This window comes from Carboxylicivirga agarovorans (assembly GCF_050589845.1).
In the GTDB taxonomy this organism is placed as follows: Bacteria; Bacteroidota; Bacteroidia; order Bacteroidales; family Marinilabiliaceae; genus Carboxylicivirga; species Carboxylicivirga agarovorans.
Genome location: NZ_JBNGPA010000013.1, coordinates 23,744 through 43,166 on the forward strand (window position 1 = coordinate 23,744; position 19,423 = coordinate 43,166).

Here is a 19,423-nt window from a genome sequence, read left to right on the forward strand (position 1 = left end):
TTAGATGTCTTTTTTATGCGAAGTGTTGACAAACAGAATATTGCTCATATCGCCATACTCAATCAATGTTTCCGGATTTTCTTTAACTGCATCAGGTCTGAATCCGACAACTGCCAGATCGGCATCAGTACTGTGATTCATGATCACTTCGTGTGTGGTTTGCTCACTGGTCATTGACAGGAACCTCACATTGGACGGAGAGATCGGTAAACGACCTTCCTGTATTAACTCCAACAGGCGTTTGCGTTGCTTTTCAATTTGACTATCAGGGAATGTGGCAAATATTTTGATAACAGCATTGCGCCATTCAGGGTGGCCTGAAATGATATAGGCCAATAAAATCATCAGGTTGGCGTTTCTGAAATCCAAAGCACTGATCCAAACATGGATCTCTCGTTTGTAGCCAAAGCCTTTGTACGATGAATTAAGCACGCAAACATCAAAACCTGTTGCTTCAAATAGCTGGTAATTATCGAGTGCATGTTTTAGCGACTCGGGGTTGTTTCGTGAAAATTCGAACAGAATAAGGTTGTTCCCTTTTCCGCTTATGCCCGATAACTGGATAACCTGGGCAATAGCAGACGTGTACGAGGGGCTTATGATCGTATCCAGATACAAACGGCTTTTACTGCCTTCCGATTGGTGAATCAGCCGTTTTAATACATCCTGTGACTCAATATGTGTTTCCTTATTTAAGAAACCTTTGATAAAGTGAATATAGGTGCCGAATCCATGCTTATAACAAACCCAACGCAGCAGATCAAAGGCCGCCTGTCGTTTGAATGAATCTTCTGAAACACATATGGCAAATGGTCGCCAATGAACATCTTTTTCATCCTTGTTGGCGCGCTGAACAAAAATCTGAATCTGGCGGCTTATCTGGAAGATCACACCTTTAAATAATTTCTCAAGACCTTGTCGATCAGGGTTGGCAACAGTGATAAAGTAGTAAGTCATAGCCATCAGTAAAGATGCCAGGGCTGCATAGGTCCACTTCATCTGGAACATCAACCAGAAAGAAAGAACAGCGCCAATCAATGAAAAATACCATCTGTTATACTTGAATGTTGGACGATAGGATGGGTCGGCCGCAAAATGCTCCAGGAACGATATCAAACAGATGAAACCATAAGTGATCATAAAGAACATTGATATGATTTCAGCAACAAAGTTGACATCACCAATGATAATAAAGAAGAAAGCAATAAAGATGGTTATGATACTTCCGTTGATGGGTTCATTATCGGCTTCACGCCCTTTAGCTATCCAGTTGTTAAAGTTGTCGAAGGGTAGTATGCAGTCAAAGCCGATGGCCTGCAAAGTACGTGGAGCAACAAGAAGAGAGCCAATGGCCGATGATAAACAGGCAGCTGCTAATCCAATTGGTATGATCGGTCCCCAAACTGATACTTTGGCCATTATAAGCTGATCGTTCTGCATTTCCTCAGGTGTGGCCGAAGAGGCGAGTTTAAAGGCAACAATTACATAAATGAGCATACCTACTATGGTGGCTAACAATGTGCCTTTCGGTATGGATCTCTTAGGGTCTTTCAGGTCGCCCGATAAGCCCAGGCCTGCTGCAATGCCTGTAAATGCCGGGAAAATAATAGTGAAGACTGCGAAAAATCCGTCACCATTAGAAATAGTATTATTAAACGATAACTCAATGCCTTCTGAAATGGGTTTTCCCATCAGGAAAAAGATGATGGAAACAAATAACAGTGCCACAACACCATATAAAGCTTTCATTCCAATGTTAGCGCCCCTCAGCACAACTACAACAGAAAGTATAGACATCAGAACCAGGGTAACTATCTTTTTAAAAACCAATGGATCCATCTCAACTGGCAGATAGGGAATCAGAGGGTCAAATGCTTCACCAAAGGCAATGATGTAGAAGGCCACACTTACAGCCTGCGATAAAAACAAAGCCAGACCGATAGCGCCACCAATATTAAGTCCGAACGAACGTGATATAATGTAGTAGGCTCCTCCGCCTTGCACACGCTGATTTGTTGCAATTTCGGCAACTGCCAGTGCAGTAGGCACTGTAACAATATGGCCTATGACTATAATGGCTAAAAGCCCTCCCAAGCCAACATTGGCTAAGGCATAACCAAATCGTAAAAATAATATGGCACCCAGAATTGTTGAGATGGCTGTCATAAATACCGCCATGGCTCCAAAGCCTGCATTCGGATTTGTTAATGATTTTGTCATATATGATCTGTCATCTAATGAAACAGCTATTTTGTCCCGTATAATTGAATTCACTTGGTTGATACCATACAAGCAAAATTAAAACAGTTTCAAACAAACCTAATGTTTTTAATTGTTTTGCACAAAAAAGAGTTGTACATCTTTAGTTTAGTGTAATAAATGGCATAAACGACCACAAGTGTTCATCAGGTCGGGAAATATGGAAAACTGTCATTCATATTATGCTGACTGATGCCAAATAGCTCTGAAGAGCTTCAGTTTTTCAAGTCATTTGGCAATATTCATGAGTCTGGTATGCAAAAGGATCATTGCTTTTTCCAGTCAATTGTACACAACTTATTTTGAAACTGCCTAAATTATCTTTTTGATGGCGACAATTACATTGATATTCTTAATTTTGCAGGGTTTAACATATAACGTCATCGTCATTATGAAGGAGTCTTCATCATCATTAGGCCTTGGTAAACAGGTCATTATTGGTATACAGTTTTTGTTCGTGGCCTTTGGAGCCACCGTGTTAGTTCCATTGTTAGTGGGCATTAATCCATCTATTGCATTATTCTCAGCAGGGGTAGGTACACTTATTTTTCACCTGATCACAAAGGGTAAGGTGCCTGTGTTTTTGGGTAGTAGTTTTGCTTTTATAGCACCTATTACTCTGGCTACCGAAAAGTTTGGCTGGGCTGGTACACTTTCTGGTTTAGTAGCAGTGGGAATTGTTTATGCAACCATGTCTTTTTTAATCAAGTGGCGCGGAGTAGGTTTTATTAAGCAAATTTTCCCTTCGGTTGTAGTGGGGCCTGTAATTATGGTTATTGGTTTGTCATTAGCTTCTGTGGGGGTTGATATGGCAAAAGGGAACTGGATTATTTCAGGTGTTTCTTTATTATCGGCGATTATTGCTGTGGTTTATTTTAAGGGACTATTACGCCTGATACCTGTGTTTGTTGGTATTATTACAGGGTATGTTCTATCCTTGGTAATGGGTGTGGTTGATTTTACCCCTATCAAAGAGGCGGCATGGTTTGCCTTGCCTGAGTTTACAATGCCTGAATTTAACTGGCAGGCTATTTTGTTTATGATACCGGTTGCAATTGCTCCTTTGATTGAGCACGTTGGTGATATTTACGCTGTTGGTGCTGTTGCTGAAAAAGATTTTATTAAAGATCCAGGTTTGAACAGAACCATGCTTGGTGATGGTGTTGCAACTGCTTTTGCTGGTCTTGTTGGAAGTGTGCCAAACACAACTTATTCTGAGGTGACTGGTGCTATAGAATTAACTAAAGTAACCAATCCTCGCGTGTTACGTATTACCGCTGTTTCGGCTATCATTTTCTCAGTAGTGGGTAAGGTTAGCGGCTTTTTAAAGTCTATACCTACAGAGGTACTGGGTGGTATAATGTTATTGCTGTTTGGTATGATTGCCAGTGTTGGTATTAAAACATTGACTGAATCCAAAGCCGATTTCCATAAGACCCGTAATATGGTTATTGTATCTGTTATTTTAACGGTAGGTATTGGAGGTGCATCCATTGAGTTTGGTTCATTCTCGTTAGCTGGTATTGGTCTGGCTTCTGTTGTTGGAGTTATTCTTAACCTGATTTTACCGGGACAGTCAAAGCCTGTTAAAATGAAAAAGTAAGGATTCGCTAAAGGCGGTCAAAAAATATATGAAAACCTGGCAGGAGTGGTCCTTTGCCAGGTTTTTTTATTATACAGTGTCCACTCTCAATTTTTTTCCTGCCTCTATTCTGCCGGTTTAACAACATTCGTTCGTTCAAATCAACTCCAGAAGTTAAATTACGGATGCTATTGTGCATGTTCCGTAATACATATCAGAATGTGTTAATGTATAAGCAATATTACTACATACTCTGAATAAATAAACAAAGAAAAGAATTATGAAAACAAAAATGATATTTGATGTTTTAGTGTGTTATTTGTAGTGTGTGATCCCTGTGTAGCTTCGTCTGGTTCTGGAATAAAGGCGTATGCTGTATTTTGAATTACGTATTGCGCAATGAGTAATATTAACAAAAAATGACAAAAAGGTTAAAATAAATTAAAATGTTTTTACATTTGCAGGTGTAATTGTACGATTATATAAAAATTATGACAGGTAACAATCCGGATGTTTATCTGCCAAAACCTTTAGTATTATTATTAACCTAAATTTTAAAAATGAAAAATTTAAGATTTTTTATTGTTGCTTTGGCAATGGTGTTTATTGTATCTTCTTGTAAAAAGAATGACACTCCAGTTTATGAAGAAGAAATTAACACAGAAGTATTAAGTCAGATAAAAGCTTTAGGCTTTAGTTCAATGGATGTGGTGAAATGCGATGAAGGATACATTGTAGAAGGTGACATATTATTGACGGAAGAAGCTTTAAACGACCTGTCGGAAGATGTTAAATTACGTGTTGGTACAGAAGAACATTATCGTACTTACAACCTGGTAAGCGGCACGCCACGGGTTATCACCGTTAGTTTATCAAGTAAATTGCCAAGTAACTTTGGTCCTGCTTTAGATGAAGCACTGAATCGCTATAATACCCTGGGACTGAATATTAGCTTCCAACGGGTAGCCAGTAACGGCGATATTAATATCATCGAAGGTCCAAAATGGTGGAATCGTTACGGTATTCTTGGAATGGGTGGATTTCCAACTGCCGATGGAGAGCCTTACCACAAAATTGAAATGAACGCGGGAGCTTTCAGAAAAGCTCAAATAGGTTATCTGGCTACAGTATTAGCTCACGAAATGGGGCATAATATTGGTTTTCGTCATACTGACTATATGGATCGTTCGTATAGCTGTGGTGGTGCTTATGACAATGAAGGACCTTCCGATGTAGGTGCTGTTCATATTCCTGGTACACCGGTTGATCCTGAAAGAAGATCATGGATGTTATCTTGTTCTGATGGCACTGATCGTCCGTTTACGGTAAATGATCAGGCTGCCCTGGAGTATCTATACTAAAATATAAAGGAAGTTACTGTTTGTAAGTGGCAGGTATAACAGCTCATACTTGCCTGCTGCCTAAGGCAGTACTAATTAACTATCAAATGAGACGTTGAGCTATATATATAAGGTCCGGACTAATATCCGGACCTTTTTAAATAGTTATTGAATCATTAATTTGCAAGTTTTGCGGTATCCCGATTCTGTTTTTACTTTCATAATGTATATTCCTCGCTTCAAACCATTTGTTGGAATTGATTTGATCAAACCATAATTGGAAACATAGCTGCGAATTAGCCGTCCGGAAGGGTCATATAACAAAATCTCATCAGAGCCATCTTCGCCATTTATCAGGTTAACTTCCTGTCCCGATTGGGCCGGATTAGGGTAGATCCAAAGGCTACCGGGCCGGCTGTAAAAAACATTAACAGGGTCGCTGTATATTATTTTTTTATCTTCTCGTTGAAGCTTTACCCTGTATGTATTGTTTCGTTGATTTGGTCTGGGATCTTCTAAGGTAAACTTGATATCATAGAGCTCATTAACATTTTGTACGGGCTTAAATGCTCCATTGATCATTCTTTCAAGAGTAATTGATGACAATTGGTAGTTGGATGCCAGTTCTAGCTGAAGCAGAACTGTGTCGGTTACATACGATTGTGGAAAAAAGGAACGGATGTAGCAACCAGTACCACTGGATAAATAATTTATACTTCTGCTTCTGCGGCCTGCATGGCCTTCAATAACCGGAGAAACGGCATAATGATGGTATCTCATGTCTTCTTCAGGAATAAATATCAGTGTATCGCTAATAACTTTGTATGCTTTAATATGTGTGTTGCTCACCTGGTATACCTGATATGAGCTTGCGTTTTCTACTTGTGACCAGTGTAGCATAAGTTCGTTATCGCAGAATAAGCCGGTATGCATTTGAAGGCATGGTGAAATAAGAAGTGTATCAGAGTCATAAGTGTCACTGCCGCAAATCATTCTGAATTTGATTAACCTTATTTCGTCTGGTGTCAGCCATTCATAATATTCATCCGACAAGTCAATTTCGTTATCTATTAAATACCATTTTCCTTCAGAAATATCCTGGTATTGCAGCTCGCCATTGATCCCGGGTCCATGCCAACTCCAGCTTAATCTAATAGGTGTAGCTGCTTCGGCTGTGTTTCTGTTGAATGGATTTAGCCAGTAAAAACCATCTTCTTCAAACTCCCATGCAAGGCTATAGGTCTGTGTTGACGTTGTAACAGTACTTCCCTTAATGATGATTTCGTATTGTCCCTTATTCGGATTGGTCACGCTTATCTGTTCAATATTATTTAGGTGATCTTTACCCCGTTTAGCATTTTGTTTTAATGAATCAATGTGAGGGTAATGGTTGAGTATCCAAGGTTCCCAAATTTGTCCGGTATTACTGCTTGTCAATTCGAGGTCAAGGTCGTTTACAAGGGCTCTGTTGGTATTGGGTTTCGCTTCGGCATCGTGCCAAACAAGGGTTACTTTCAGCTTTGCTATGTTATCAGGAATGGAGATTATGTGGCGCAACTCTTGACTATTTATTAAGGAGCCTGTTTGATATCTCTTTTCAATAGTGGTTTGTATTGCACCCAATGCATCTGCACTTCCGTATCCTGCTTCAAAATCAACTTCAGGTCTGCCCACGTCGTTTGCACTGTTGATCATTATAGCTTTGACCAGTTCTGCCGAAGGAAGCTGAAAGTTCTGCTTCTTTAAAGCGTCCTGTACTAATACGGATATGCCTGAAACCAAGGCTGCTGACTCTGAAGACCCCAGGTCGCCATATGCCACAAGCTCTGGCTTCACCCGGCCGTCAAAAGCGGGTCCTTTACTGCTTACTGCCTTAATGTGATTCTGGACATCCAATTCTCCAACCGTAATAATGTTTTTGCTCATTTTAAACTGGCCGGTCAGGTTAGCGAAGCCAGGTATATTTTTATATGTAGAATGATCAGGTGATTCAAGTCCCGAATTACCTGATGAGAAAACATGAACGATTTCAGGGTAACTTAGAGTCTGGGAGTCATATTCCATTGATTCAATGCCATAATAATTTTCTATGCCGGTACCGTAGGAGTGATTTTGAACAGATATACCTTTGCTTTTAAGCCACTCTTCATTATCAGGTAATAAATTGTCGTATGAAGATGAGCTGATCGAGGCTTTCCATGCAACACCTTTTCCTTTGGGGTCAGTATTACCTGCTCCGGCGGCAAGTGTAGCCATTGATGTGGCATGAAAAGATAGCTTTTGACCGGCTCGTTCAAGGTGTACAATTCGATTTATAAAATCAACATCGGTGGTGTCAAAAAGGCCTTCTTTGATACATAGTGTTATGCCTTCGCCTGAAATATCGGGATAAAGATGATGGACCTGGCTTGCTTTATTGATTGACAGATCGGAATTGTCCATCAGTCGCTCTTCTTTGGCCAAACGGTTGCCTGCGTCAATATAACAAACGCTGTTTTCATTAATTAATTTCTCAAGGTCAGATGTCTTGAGATTATGTAACTCATAAATATTGTTACCAAGGTAGCTAACAGGATAGCGTGCTAGTTTTTTTGTAAATTCTTCAAAAGCATTTCTTGATGAAACCAATATTCTAATGTTATTTTTACCAGTGCTTTTTAGCTGTGTTAGCAGAAGGGGTGATATTTTATTGCTAACAGAATCATTTGAAAGGTGTTCTGCCTTTTGTGTCACTGTCGCATTCAAAGCACATGATAAATGCACAATAATTAAAAGGAGACACAGTTTGTAAATATAATTATTAAAATACGGTGCTTTGGGTCTTTTGAAAGGCCAAGGTGTAATAATTGTTTTATTCAATCAGTTTAGAATTTGGATTTAAGTCCAAATTTAAAAACATCTGCATGTAATACAAGCGAATAAGATAAAAAGCCAATGGTCATATGCTGAACTGTTGAACTTTTACTAAGGTAATTGAGAGTTATCGCCATAAAAAAACCTGACACAAACGATATTGTGTCAGGCTGAAGTATTATTAGCTAAAGTATTCAGCTTATTGAGTTATGCCTGTCTGTACAGGCTTTCAATAAAGCAATTGTTTATTAATGCTTGTGTATTGTTACACAGCTACATTATTGTCGCGTAATGCATCGTTTAAAGACGTTTTCTTGTCGGTTGATTCTTTGCGCTGGCCAATAATTAAAGCAGCAGGTACCTGGTATTCGCCCGCAGGGAATTTTTTGGTAATGCTTCCCGGTATAACAACAGATCGGGGTGGAACATAGCCTTTGTACTCTTTAGGTTCATCGCCACTTACATCAATAATTTTAGTCGATGCGGTTAATACCACATTGGCACCCAACACGGCTTCTTTACCAACACGCACTCCCTCAACAACAATACAGCGAGAACCGATAAAGGCATCGTCTTCAATAATGACCGGTGTAGCTTGCACTGGCTCAAGTACCCCACCAATTCCAACACCACCACTTAAGTGTACGTTTTTACCAATTTGAGCGCAACTTCCTACGGTGGCCCATGTATCAACCATGGTACCATACGAAACATAGGCACCGATGTTAACATATGACGGCATCATTACAACACCAGATTCTAAAAAGGCGCCATAACGGGCTACAGCATGAGGTACTACACGAACGCCCTGTGCTGCATAATCTTTCTTAAGAGCAATCTTATCGTGAAACTCAAATGGACCAACCTCAATGGTTTCCATCTTCTGGGTTGGGAAGTATAGAATAACCGCTTTCTTAACCCATTCATTAACGATCCAGTCGTCACCATTTGGTTCAGCTACGCGCAACTCTCCTTTATCCAGTTTTTCCACTACTGTTTTGATGGCTTCAACAGTGCTTCCATCATTGAGCATTGAGCGGTCGTCCCATGCTTTTTCAATTATATTTTTCAAATCACTCATTTGCTATTCTTTTATCTTGTTTTTATGTATTTGCTATTATTTAATATAGTCTAATGATTTAAAAAGCTCGTTTTTGCATCATCCAGGGTGCAAAAATAGAGCTAAATAATCATATATCAGTATAAAAAATTACCTGTGGTTTTTGTTTTAACTATTTAGTTTGAGGCTGTTAAATGCTGTTAAAATCATATCGCTTTGTTGAAAAAATAACAAAATCAGGTAAAAATATAGTAATTTGCTCAAACCTAACGTTACCAAATGAAGAAGTGTTGTCTACTCATATTGTATCTTTTATCAGTTACTTGCGGCTTTGCCCAACAACAGAAAGTGTGGCTGCATGGGCAGGTGGTTAATGAACTCGATAAGAAACTTGTGCCACGGGCTCAAATTGCCAGCTATAAAAATATGGAGTTGTTTGCCGCCGATTCTCTCGGACAGTTTAAAGTTATTCTCGACTCCAGTGATAGCATCAAAATTGTGGCTTTGGGTTATGAGGCTTTAACTGTTTACCTTGATACTATGGGCATTGATGCCGATGTTATGTATTCGTTTTTGCTCAAGCCCATTTCCTATCAGATAGACCAGGTGAATATTAACTCCAATAAACACTATAACGATTATCTTGAGGAGCTAAAAGCTTTGCGTAGTAAGCAGATGGAAATGGATTTACAACTACCGTCACACATTCAACTGGGTCGTCAGCCCGATATACCTGTTGATGTGTTACCTACATTTAGAGATGGCCCCATAATCAGCGACTTTATTAAAAAACCGTTTTTTGTTCTTTATTATTATACTGCTAAATCAGAAAAGCGAAAGAGAAAGATGGTGAAGCTACTGACTTACGAAAAACAGCAGAAGAAACTTACGCGTCAATTGATAGAAGGTGTATGTGGGTATAAAGGCGATCAACTAAATGATTTTATTGCCTACTGTAATGCCAATATTGTTGTTACAACCGAAGATACTGCAATAAGCCTGCGCTATAAAATACTGGATTTGATGGTACAATTCAGAAAGCTCTAAGTGCTTTTAGAGATAAATTGCTTTCTCCTTATTTGTTAAAACCTGTTAATAATTAGCCGTTTGTTGAAATTTTCTGTTCTTCAGATTGTTCAGTTTTATATTAGCTTTCCCTAACCCGTTAACATGAAATTAGCAACGATTGCATATATCTTTTTTATAAGCTGTTTAACAATGGGTTTAAAGGCCCAGAAGCAGGTTTGGCTCCATGGTAAAGTTGTGCGTGAGTCAGATCAGCAAGCCATACCCTTAGCCCAGATAGCCAGTTATAAAAAGCTTAATATGTTTGCAGCCGATTCGCTGGGTGAGTTCAGGGTAATACTTGATGCCAATGATAGTATTAAAGTTATTGCATTGGGTTTCGAGCCGTGTATATTTCATCTTGACAGCTTAACTATTGATGCTGATGTGATGTATATATTTTCCCTTGAACAAACCAGCTATCAAATTCAACAGGTTGACATTAACTCAAATATCCATTACAATGCGTATATGGACAGGTTAAAAGACCATAAATCAAAACGTGAAGAAATGGATCTGATGCTGCCTGAAGATATTAAGCTGGGTGAGGAGCCTGAGATACCCGCTGATATACGACCCGATTATAACGAGCCACCACCAGTATATGTGGCTGTTGTAGCTCCATTCAGTTTTATTGATTATTACACCAGTAAAACGGACAGAAGGAAAAGGCGATACATGAAGTTGTTAAATACCGAAAAACAGCGCAACATGTTAACTGTTCATTTGATGGCTGAGGTAAGCGGCCTGGAAGGTGATGCGCTAGAGGACTTTATGATCTATTGCAATGCTAATATAAAGATGAACCGAAAGGATACGCCACTGAGCATCAGGTATAAGGTAATTGATTTGTATAATGCGTATAAAGAAAAGTGATAAGATGAAAATAGAAAAAATATATCTGTTGCTCGCATTGCTTGTTTTTAGCATGTCAGTTATTGCCCAGGAAGGTGACGATAAGCAGTTACTGATTGGAAAAGTGGTTCACTCTGACAGTACCACTGTTGTGCCATTTGCTTTCGTAGCAAACAGTCAAACAGGTTTTGGGAAGGAAACCCGGGAGGATGGCATTTTTAAGTTAAATACCATGGTGAATGACACCCTGTTTTTCAGATGTTTGGGTTATCAGGATACCATGCTTGTTGTTACAGAACAACTATTGAACGATACATTGCTTTGGGTGGTAAAAGAAAAGACATATGAGCTTGGATCTGTTGATGTGCTGATGTTTAAATCGTATGCCTCGTTCAGGCATATGGTTGCCAATATGGATATGATGCCGACCGAAGGAATAAGTATGCCTGTTTATGTTGATATTCGTGAAGTCAGGAAGCAAAAGAAAGAGCAGGAAAAAACCTTTGGTGTAGGTATTGGCTTTGGTAGCGGTAGCAAGACTCGCGCTGAAAAGAAGTACGAAGCATTCGCTGCCAAAGAAAAGCGATATGAGCGTTTTCGGGAGATGACTTCACGTAAAAATATGCAATACCTGACCAAACTTGAAGGAGCCGAACTGGACTCGTTTATGGTTTTTCTACGAACGAAACATAAAATTAATCCTGACCTGTCTGATTATAAGATGATGGAAGCCATCAATATGGTCTTTGAAGAGTTTCTGGCATTAAATAATGATACCATAAAAGTAACTGAATAATGACTTTTATCACTCCTTAATTTGAACTTACACTTGGAGATAAAATGTTGATTTGGCAAGAGGGGTTGTAAGTGTAAGAAATACAGGCTTTAAGAATCGGATAAATTAATCTTAATATATTGGTAAAAAATCGAACCATACCTTATATATAGAGAGGGATAAAAAACAGTAAGATAAAAAAGGGGTAAAATATCAAATCGTAAAATAATTTGATATTTTTTTGACTATTTCTTTGGAGTTATAAAAATCAATCCTACATTTGCTAACGTAAAAAGCAAAAATTGGTGGATCAGAGATTTGATTCACCGCAAAAGCAAAGAGCAAGATGAAATTCAATTTATCACTCATTCTCGATATTATTATTATTCTCGTGGTCATTATTATTAGAACCTAGAGGAGTGAGAATGCTATGTAGATAAACGAAAGATTATAAGATACTAAGAGCTTTTCTCACACATACGGGAAAAGCTCTTTTTTTTGATACAAACGGAAGTAAAAATGCAAAAAACACTAAGAAGCGCAACATCAACACAAGGCCGACGAATGGCAGGAGCCAGGAGTCTTTGGCGTGCCAATGGTATGAAAGAAAGCCACTTTGGCAAACCAGTAATTGCTGTTGTTAACTCGTTCACACAGTTTGTGCCGGGCCATGCGCATCTGCACGTCATTGGTCAAATGGTTAAGCATCGCATCGAAGCAAACGGATGTTTTGCCGCTGAGTTTAATACAATTGCCATTGATGATGGTATTGCAATGGGCCACGACGGAATGTTGTATTCCTTGCCATCGCGCGATATAATTGCTGATAGTGTTGAGTACATGGTTAATGCACATAAAGTAGATGCCATGGTGTGTATCAGTAATTGCGATAAAATTACACCGGGAATGTTGATGGCAGCCATGCGTCTTAATATTCCAACCGTGTTTGTATCAGGCGGTCCTATGGAAGCAGGTAAAGCCGGAGGTAAAGCACTGGATTTGGTTGATGCCATGGTAATGGCCGCCGATGATTCAGTGTCTGATGAAGAGGTGAATGAGGTGGAACGTAATGCTTGCCCTACCTGCGGTTCCTGCTCTGGTATGTTTACTGCTAATTCAATGAACTGTCTTAATGAAGCCATCGGCTTGGCTTTACCGGGTAATGGAACGATAGTGGCAACACATGTTAATCGAAAGCAATTGTTTGAAAAAGCTGCCGATATGATCATTGACATCACTAATCGCTATTATGGCGAAGGTGACGAATCGGTATTGCCTCGTTCAATTGCCAGTTTTAAAGCTTTTGAAAATGCCATGACACTGGATATTGCCATGGGAGGTTCAACCAATACGGTACTGCATATCCTGGCAATTGCTCATGAAGCAGGGGTGAATTTCACCATGGATGATATTGATCGTTTATCGCGTACAACTCCAGTGTTGTGTAAGGTGGCACCTAATTCGAACTACCACATTGAGGATGTTAATCGTGCTGGTGGTATCATGGGTATCCTGGCCGAGTTAAACAGGGGTGGTTTATTGCACACTGATGTGAGTCGCGTTGATTACCCCAGCCTGAGGGAAGCATTGGATGCCTTTGATGTCATGTCAGTATCAGTATCTGATGAAGCAAAAGAAGTGTATAGCAGTGCTCCTGCCGGTATGTTAAACCTGACCATGGGTTCACAAAAAACGAAGTATGCAGAGTTGGATCTGGATCGTGAGAAAGGATGTATCAGAAGCGTTGAAGGCGCTTATTTTAAAGATGGCGGATTGGCCGTTCTTTTTGGTAATCTGGCCGAAAAAGGCTGTATCGTTAAAACAGCTGGTGTAGATGAGTCCATTTTTACATTCAATGGAACTGCACGTGTATACGAATCGCAGGATGATGCCTGCGAAGGTATCCTCTCTGATGAGGTAAAAGCCGGTGATGTCGTTATTATACGTTACGAAGGGCCTAAAGGAGGACCGGGAATGCAAGAGATGTTATATCCAACTTCTTACTTAAAGTCGAAGCATTTAGGTAAAGAATGTGCCTTGTTGACCGATGGACGCTTTTCTGGTGGAACATCAGGTTTATCAATTGGGCATGCGTCACCTGAGGCTGCCGGTGGAGGTAATATTGCACTGGTACAAAATGGGGACCCCATCTTAATTGATATCCCTAATCGCAAAATAGAATTACAGATCAGTGAAGAAGAGCTGGTTCAAAGAAGAGTAGCGGAAGAAGCAAAAGGAGATAAGGCATTTAAGCCGGCAGATCGCGAAAGATATGTATCAAAAGCTCTCAGAGCTTATGCGAGTTTGGTAAGCGCAGCTGACCAGGGTGCCGTCAGATTGATTGACTAAAAATCAGACCAATGGGCAAGAGGCAGTTAGACAATTTGGTTAACCACAATGTTAATGATCTCATTGTCTAAGATCTCATCGTCTGAAAATCTATAAAAAATGGAAACACAAACGCAAACAACCATGGAAGCCAAAGAAACGAAATTGAAACGCATGAGTGGCTCCGAAGCATTAATGCAATCTTTATTGCATGAAGGAGTAGATTTGTTATTCGGGTATCCGGGTGGGGCAATTATGCCTGTGTATGATGCACTTTACCACTATCAGGATAAATTAAACCACATCTTAACACGTCATGAGCAGGGTGCTGTTCATGCGGCTCAGGGGTATGCACGAGTCACTGGCAAAGTTGGCGTTTGCTTTGTAACAAGTGGACCAGGTGCAACCAATGCCGTAACTGGTATTGCCGATGCAATGGTGGATTCTACACCTTTAGTTGTTATCAGTGGCCAGGTGGCATCGCCTTTACTGGGAACAGATGCTTTCCAGGAGACAGATGTGGTGGGCATTACACAGCCAATCACCAAATGGAACTATCAGGTAAAGCGTGCCGAAGAAATTCCTGAGGCAATTGCAAAAGCCTTTTATATTGCTCGTTCAGGACGCCCCGGCCCTGTATTGATAGATATTACTAAAGATGCACAATTTGCACAGTTCGACTTTGAATATAAGCCTGTTGATAAGGTTCGCAGCTACAAACCAAAGTCACCTGTTAAAAAAGATAAGGTCGCTGAAGCGGTTCAATTAATTAATCTGGCTAAAAAGCCTCTGGCATTGGTAGGGCAGGGAGTTGTTTTAGGTGGTGCTGAAAATGAACTTATGGAATTCCTGAAGAAAACGGGTATACCAGCGGCCTGGACCTTGCTAGGCTTATCAGCCATGCCATCTGATTTTGAGCAAAATGTCGGTATGCTGGGTATGCACGGACATTACGGACCAAACGTAAAAACAAATGAAGCTGATCTGATAATCGCTATTGGTATGCGTTTCGATGACCGTGTTACAGGTAACGTTCAGAAATATGCAACCAATGCCAAAGTGGTTCACCTTGAGATCGACCCTGCTGAGATTAACAAGATAATCTATGCCGATGTGCCGGTGTTAGGTGATGTGAAGGAGTCATTACCTATGATCACTGATATGGTTTCAAAAAATAGTCATGAAACCTGGTTAGGAGAATTTAAAGCATGTGACAAAATTGAAGATCAAAAGATCATTCAGCCAGAGTTACATCCGGTCAAAAAAGGATTAACAATGGGCGAAGTGATACGTCGCGTTACTGAGAAGTACGATGATGATGCGATTGTTGTAACTGATGTAGGTCAGCACCAGATGATGGCTTCGCGCTATTTTAAGTTTAAGCAATCAAGAAGTGTTGTAACATCTGGCGGACTGGGAACCATGGGTTTTGGTTTACCTGCAGCCATGGGTGCTAAACTGGGGCAACCCGATCGTCCGGTTTGCTTATTTGTTGGAGATGGCGGTTTCCAGATGACTATTCAGGAATTGGGAACTATCTTCCAGACACAGGCAGATGTTAAGATCATTTTGTTGAATAACAATTTCCTTGGTATGGTACGTCAGTGGCAGGAGTTATTCTTTGACAGGCGTTATGCTTCAACAGAGTTGATCAATCCTGATTTTCAGACAATAGCCAAAGGTTATGGTATTGCTACCGAAAAAGTAACGGAGCGAGATAACCTGGATGCTGCTGTTCAACGCATGGCTGAGCACAAAGGAGCCTTTTTATTAGAGGTTGTGGTGGAAAAAGAAGGTAATGTATTCCCAATGGTACCAACGGGTGCCTCGGTTTCAGATATTCGCCTTGAATAAACAGACAAAAGATAGAAGATACGAAACGAAAGACCTGAGACGGCAATCGTCTTGATTCTTGATACTTTAATCTTGATACTTAAAAACAATGAAACAAGAATTCACATTATCCATATATTCTGAAAACCACGTCGGCCTTTTAAACCAGGTGACAACAGTGTTTACCCGTCGTCATATTAACATTGAAAGCCTGACGACTTCAGAATCTGCCATTCCCGGCATCCATAAATTTACCATTGTGGTATTTACATCGCGTGAACAAGTCAATAAATTGCTGTTGCAAATTGAAAAGCGCATTGACGTTATTAAAGCCTATGTATTTACTGCTGATGAGATTGTGCATCAGGAAGTGGCTTTATATAAAGTAAAAACAGAGTCGTTGTTAAGCAGTAATGAAATTGAGCGACTTGTACGTCAGTATGGAGCACGTATCCTGGAGGTCACAAAGGAATACACGGTAATTGAAAAAACAGGCCATAAGCGCGAAACGCAGGAGCTGTTTGAAAAGCTCGATCACTTTGGAGTTCAGCAGTTTGTTCGCTCAGGACGTATTGCAGTAACAAAGCTTAAAGAAGAGCTGCTTTCAAATTACCTGAAGAAACTGGAAAAGGAAAAAAGTCTTTTAGACTAGTCTGACGCCATTAATGGTCAATGGCAAAGATCTGAAAACTAAAAACATAAAATAAACATTAATCAAATAGAATCATGGCAAAAATTAATTTTGGAGGCGTTGAAGAAAACGTTGTAATGAGGGAAGAGTTCCCATTGGAGAAAGCACGTGAAGTTTTAAAAGACGAAACGATTGCTGTAATTGGTTACGGTGTGCAAGGTCCAGGGCAATCCCTTAACCTTAAAGACAACGGTTTTAACGTGATTGTTGGTCAGCGCAAGGAATCAAAAACATGGGATAAGGCAATCGCTGATGGTTGGGTTCCTGGTGAAACACTTTTCGAGATTGAAGAGGCCCTTGAAAAAGCCACAATTATCCAATACTTGCTTTCTGACGCTGGTCAGATCCAGATGTGGGATACTGTGAAGAAGTACTTAACTCCGGGTAAGGCCCTTTATTTCTCGCACGGATTTGGTATTACCTACAAAGAGCGCACTGGTATTGTACCACCGGCTGATGTGGATGTAATTCTTGTTGCACCTAAAGGTTCGGGTACTTCTTTACGTCGTATGTTCCTTGAAGGACGTGGCTTGAACTCATCATACGCTATTTTCCAGGATGCTACCGGTAAAGCTAAGGACCGTGTTATAGCCCTAGGTATTGGTGTTGGTTCAGGTTACTTATTTGAGACAGACTTCAAACGCGAAGTATACTCTGACTTAACCGGTGAGCGTGGAACTTTAATGGGATGTATCCAGGGTATTTTTGCCGCTCAGTACGAAGTATTGCGTGCCAATGGGCACACACCTTCAGAAGCATTCAATGAAACAGTTGAAGAGTTGACACAAAGCCTTATGCCTTTGGTTGCCGAAAACGGTATGGATTGGATGTATGCCAACACTTCTACAACTGCTCAACGTGGTGCTTTGGATTGGTGGAAGCCTTTCCGTGATGCTACCAAGCCTGTTTTTGAAAAACTATATGCCGAAGTTGCTGCCGGTAACGAAGCACAACGTTCAATTGATTCTAACAGCCAGGAAGATTACCGTGTGAAGTTAGACGCTGAATTGAAGGAGCTTAATGATTCTGAGATGTGGCAGGCAGGTGCCGCCGTCCGTAAATTGAGACCAGAAAACCAATAATACTTTTATTCATCGGATGACAGTCAAAACAATAGATGTCATCCGATGAATTAGTTAATAGCTGTTTAGTCACAGACAAAACAAAATCCGAAGGGGAAAGGAATTCGGAAAACCCAAAAAACATTAATCATGGATAATAAAGTTTATATATTCGATACAACATTAAGAGACGGCGAGCAAGTGCCGGGATGCCAGTTAAACACTATTGAAAAGATAGAAGTAGCCCGTCAGCTCGAAAAGCTCGGCGTGGATGTTATCGAAGCAGGATTCCCCATTTCGAGCCCCGGAGATTTTAATTCGGTGGTCGAGATTTCTAAGGCTGTAAGTAATCCAACTATTTGTGCTTTAACACGTGCTGTAAAAAAAGATATTGAAGTCGCTGCTGATGCATTAAAATATGCAAAGCGAGGCCGTATTCATACAGGTATCGGTACATCACCTTATCACATTAAATACAAATTAAATTCTAACGAAGACGAAATTGTTGAGCGTGCAGTTGAAGCTGTTAAATATGCCAAACGTTTTGTTGAAGACGTGGAATTCTATGCCGAAGATGCCGGTCGGTCGGATAATGAATATCTTGCCCGTGTTGTAGAGGCTGTTATTGCTGCCGGTGCGACTGTTATTAATATACCGGATACAACAGGTTATTGTTTGCCTAAGGAGTATGGTGAGAAGATCGCTTACCTTGTCAATAATGTGCCCAATGTGGATAAAGCTATTTTGTCAACCCACTGTCACAATGATTTGGGTATGGCAACAGCCAATACTTTGGCCGGTGTAACCAATGGCGCCCGACAGGTTGAGGTAACCATTAACGGTTTGGGTGAGCGTGCCGGTAACACTTCTTTGGAAGAGGTGGTGATGGCCATGAAATCACATCATGATCTTAACTACCAGACAGGTATTGATACGAAGCAGATCATGAAAACCAGTAAGCTGGTTTCAACCCTGATGCGTATGCCTGTACAGGCCAATAAAGCTATTGTAGGTCGAAATGCCTTTGCTCATTCATCAGGTATTCACCAGGACGGTGTATTGAAGAACCGCGAAAACTACGAGATCATTGATCCGGCAGATGTTGGTGTTAAAGAATCAAGCATTGTATTGACAGCCCGAAGCGGTCGTGCTGCATTGAAGCACCGTTTACATGTTTTGGGTTATGAATTCGAAGGTCCAGAGCTGGACGATATCTATCAGCAGTTCCTGGATCTGGCCGATAAGAAAAAAGACGTTGCAGACGAAGATCTGGAAGCATTGGCAGGTTCTGAAAAAGAAAAGCAGGATCGTTCGATCAAACTGGAATCATTGCAGGTAATCTCAGGAAGCTCTACTATACCAACAGCTACCGTGGCTGTTAGCTTTAACGGCGATGTGTTTACCGAAACGGCTTCTGGTAACGGACCAATTGATGCTGCCTTTACTGCGGTTAAGGCCCTTGTTAAACGTAAGGTTCATCTTGAAGAATTCCTGATCCAGGCTATTACCCGAGGAAGTGATGACCTTGGTAAAGTACATGTTCAGGTTGAGCATAAAGGGCATACCTATTATGGTTTCTCAGCAAATGTGGATATCATAACTGCATCGGTTGAAGCATTCCTGGATTCTATTTCAAAAATTGGATAATTTATAGACATAAGTATCAAGACACAAGACCGGAGACGGAAATCATCTTGATACTTAAATCTTGATACTTGATA

13 protein-coding genes are annotated in these 19,423 nt (G+C 40.4%); 10 read left to right on the forward strand and 3 right to left on the reverse strand.

Annotated elements, in window-relative coordinates:
• Positions 1-2,220 carry an amino acid permease gene (locus ACRD69_RS14070; RefSeq protein WP_430815738.1) on the reverse strand — a complete coding sequence of 740 codons (2,220 nt, stop codon included), beginning with the start codon at positions 2,218-2,220 and terminating at the stop codon, positions 1-3.
• A 367-nt stretch (positions 2,221-2,587) separates the two neighbouring features.
• Between ACRD69_RS14070 and ACRD69_RS14075 the strand changes: the two genes are divergently transcribed.
• Positions 2,588-3,862 carry a uracil-xanthine permease family protein gene (locus tag ACRD69_RS14075; RefSeq protein WP_430815739.1) on the forward strand — a complete coding sequence of 425 codons (1,275 nt, stop codon included), beginning with the start codon at positions 2,588-2,590 and terminating at the stop codon, positions 3,860-3,862.
• Between the two features lie 539 nt (positions 3,863-4,401).
• Positions 4,402-5,202 (forward strand): M57 family metalloprotease, encoded by an 801-nt coding sequence (locus ACRD69_RS14080; RefSeq protein ID WP_430815740.1) that lies wholly within the window; start codon positions 4,402-4,404, stop codon positions 5,200-5,202.
• Positions 5,203-5,346: 144 nt separating this feature from the next.
• Here the strand turns inward: ACRD69_RS14080 and ACRD69_RS14085 are convergent, their stop codons facing one another.
• Positions 5,347-7,809 (reverse strand): S8 family peptidase, encoded by a 2,463-nt coding sequence (locus ACRD69_RS14085; RefSeq protein WP_430815741.1) that lies wholly within the window; start codon positions 7,807-7,809, stop codon positions 5,347-5,349.
• A gap of 490 nt (positions 7,810-8,299) precedes the next feature.
• On the reverse strand, positions 8,300-9,115 hold the full coding sequence (locus ACRD69_RS14090; protein ID WP_430815742.1) for a 2,3,4,5-tetrahydropyridine-2,6-dicarboxylate N-succinyltransferase: 816 nt from the start codon (positions 9,113-9,115) through the stop codon (positions 8,300-8,302).
• A gap of 258 nt (positions 9,116-9,373) precedes the next feature.
• On the opposite strand from ACRD69_RS14090, the gene ACRD69_RS14095 reads away from it, so the two are divergent.
• The 8 genes from ACRD69_RS14095 (at position 9,374) to ACRD69_RS14130 (ending at position 19,349) form a co-directional block, all read left to right on the forward strand.
• Entirely contained in the window at positions 9,374-10,141 is a 768-nt protein-coding gene (locus ACRD69_RS14095; protein ID WP_430815743.1) for a hypothetical protein, read from the forward strand.
• Positions 10,142-10,264: 123 nt separating this feature from the next.
• Positions 10,265-11,035 carry a hypothetical protein gene (locus tag ACRD69_RS14100; RefSeq protein ID WP_430815744.1) on the forward strand — a complete coding sequence of 257 codons (771 nt, stop codon included), beginning with the start codon at positions 10,265-10,267 and terminating at the stop codon, positions 11,033-11,035.
• A gap of 4 nt (positions 11,036-11,039) precedes the next feature.
• The gene (locus ACRD69_RS14105) at positions 11,040-11,810 is read left to right on the forward strand and encodes a peptidase associated/transthyretin-like domain-containing protein (protein ID WP_430815745.1); all 771 of its coding nucleotides are present in this window, start codon (positions 11,040-11,042) and stop codon (positions 11,808-11,810) included.
• Between the two features lie 498 nt (positions 11,811-12,308).
• Complete coding sequence (gene ilvD, locus ACRD69_RS14110; RefSeq protein WP_430815746.1) at positions 12,309-14,138, forward strand: dihydroxy-acid dehydratase; 1,830 nt, start codon at positions 12,309-12,311, stop codon at positions 14,136-14,138.
• Positions 14,139-14,237: 99 nt separating this feature from the next.
• Complete coding sequence (ilvB, locus tag ACRD69_RS14115) at positions 14,238-15,971, forward strand: biosynthetic-type acetolactate synthase large subunit (RefSeq protein ID WP_430815747.1); 1,734 nt, start codon at positions 14,238-14,240, stop codon at positions 15,969-15,971.
• 88 nt (positions 15,972-16,059) lie between these two features.
• Positions 16,060-16,602 carry an acetolactate synthase small subunit gene (gene ilvN / locus ACRD69_RS14120; RefSeq protein ID WP_430815748.1) on the forward strand — a complete coding sequence of 181 codons (543 nt, stop codon included), beginning with the start codon at positions 16,060-16,062 and terminating at the stop codon, positions 16,600-16,602.
• Between the two features lie 74 nt (positions 16,603-16,676).
• Positions 16,677-17,723 carry a ketol-acid reductoisomerase gene (gene ilvC / locus ACRD69_RS14125; RefSeq protein ID WP_430815749.1) on the forward strand — a complete coding sequence of 349 codons (1,047 nt, stop codon included), beginning with the start codon at positions 16,677-16,679 and terminating at the stop codon, positions 17,721-17,723.
• A 129-nt stretch (positions 17,724-17,852) separates the two neighbouring features.
• Positions 17,853-19,349, forward strand: coding sequence for a 2-isopropylmalate synthase (locus tag ACRD69_RS14130; RefSeq protein WP_430815750.1), 1,497 nt, complete (start codon positions 17,853-17,855; stop codon positions 19,347-19,349).
• Positions 19,350-19,423: the final 74 nt, after the last annotated feature.

Coding starts and splice junctions, on each gene's coding strand:
- ACRD69_RS14070 (WP_430815738.1), bottom strand. CDS start 2,220: ATGACAAAATCATTAACAAATCCGAATGCAGGCTTTGGAGCCATGGCG.
- ACRD69_RS14075 (WP_430815739.1), top strand. CDS start 2,588: ATGGCGACAATTACATTGATATTCTTAATTTTGCAGGGTTTAACATAT.
- ACRD69_RS14080 (WP_430815740.1), top strand. CDS start 4,402: ATGAAAAATTTAAGATTTTTTATTGTTGCTTTGGCAATGGTGTTTATT.
- ACRD69_RS14090 (WP_430815742.1), bottom strand. CDS start 9,115: ATGAGTGATTTGAAAAATATAATTGAAAAAGCATGGGACGACCGCTCA.
- ACRD69_RS14095 (WP_430815743.1), top strand. CDS start 9,374: ATGAAGAAGTGTTGTCTACTCATATTGTATCTTTTATCAGTTACTTGC.
- ACRD69_RS14100 (WP_430815744.1), top strand. CDS start 10,265: ATGAAATTAGCAACGATTGCATATATCTTTTTTATAAGCTGTTTAACA.
- ACRD69_RS14105 (WP_430815745.1), top strand. CDS start 11,040: ATGAAAATAGAAAAAATATATCTGTTGCTCGCATTGCTTGTTTTTAGC.
- ilvD (WP_430815746.1), top strand. CDS start 12,309: ATGCAAAAAACACTAAGAAGCGCAACATCAACACAAGGCCGACGAATG.
- ilvB (WP_430815747.1), top strand. CDS start 14,238: ATGGAAACACAAACGCAAACAACCATGGAAGCCAAAGAAACGAAATTG.
- ilvN (WP_430815748.1), top strand. CDS start 16,060: ATGAAACAAGAATTCACATTATCCATATATTCTGAAAACCACGTCGGC.
- ilvC (WP_430815749.1), top strand. CDS start 16,677: ATGGCAAAAATTAATTTTGGAGGCGTTGAAGAAAACGTTGTAATGAGG.
- ACRD69_RS14130 (WP_430815750.1), top strand. CDS start 17,853: ATGGATAATAAAGTTTATATATTCGATACAACATTAAGAGACGGCGAG.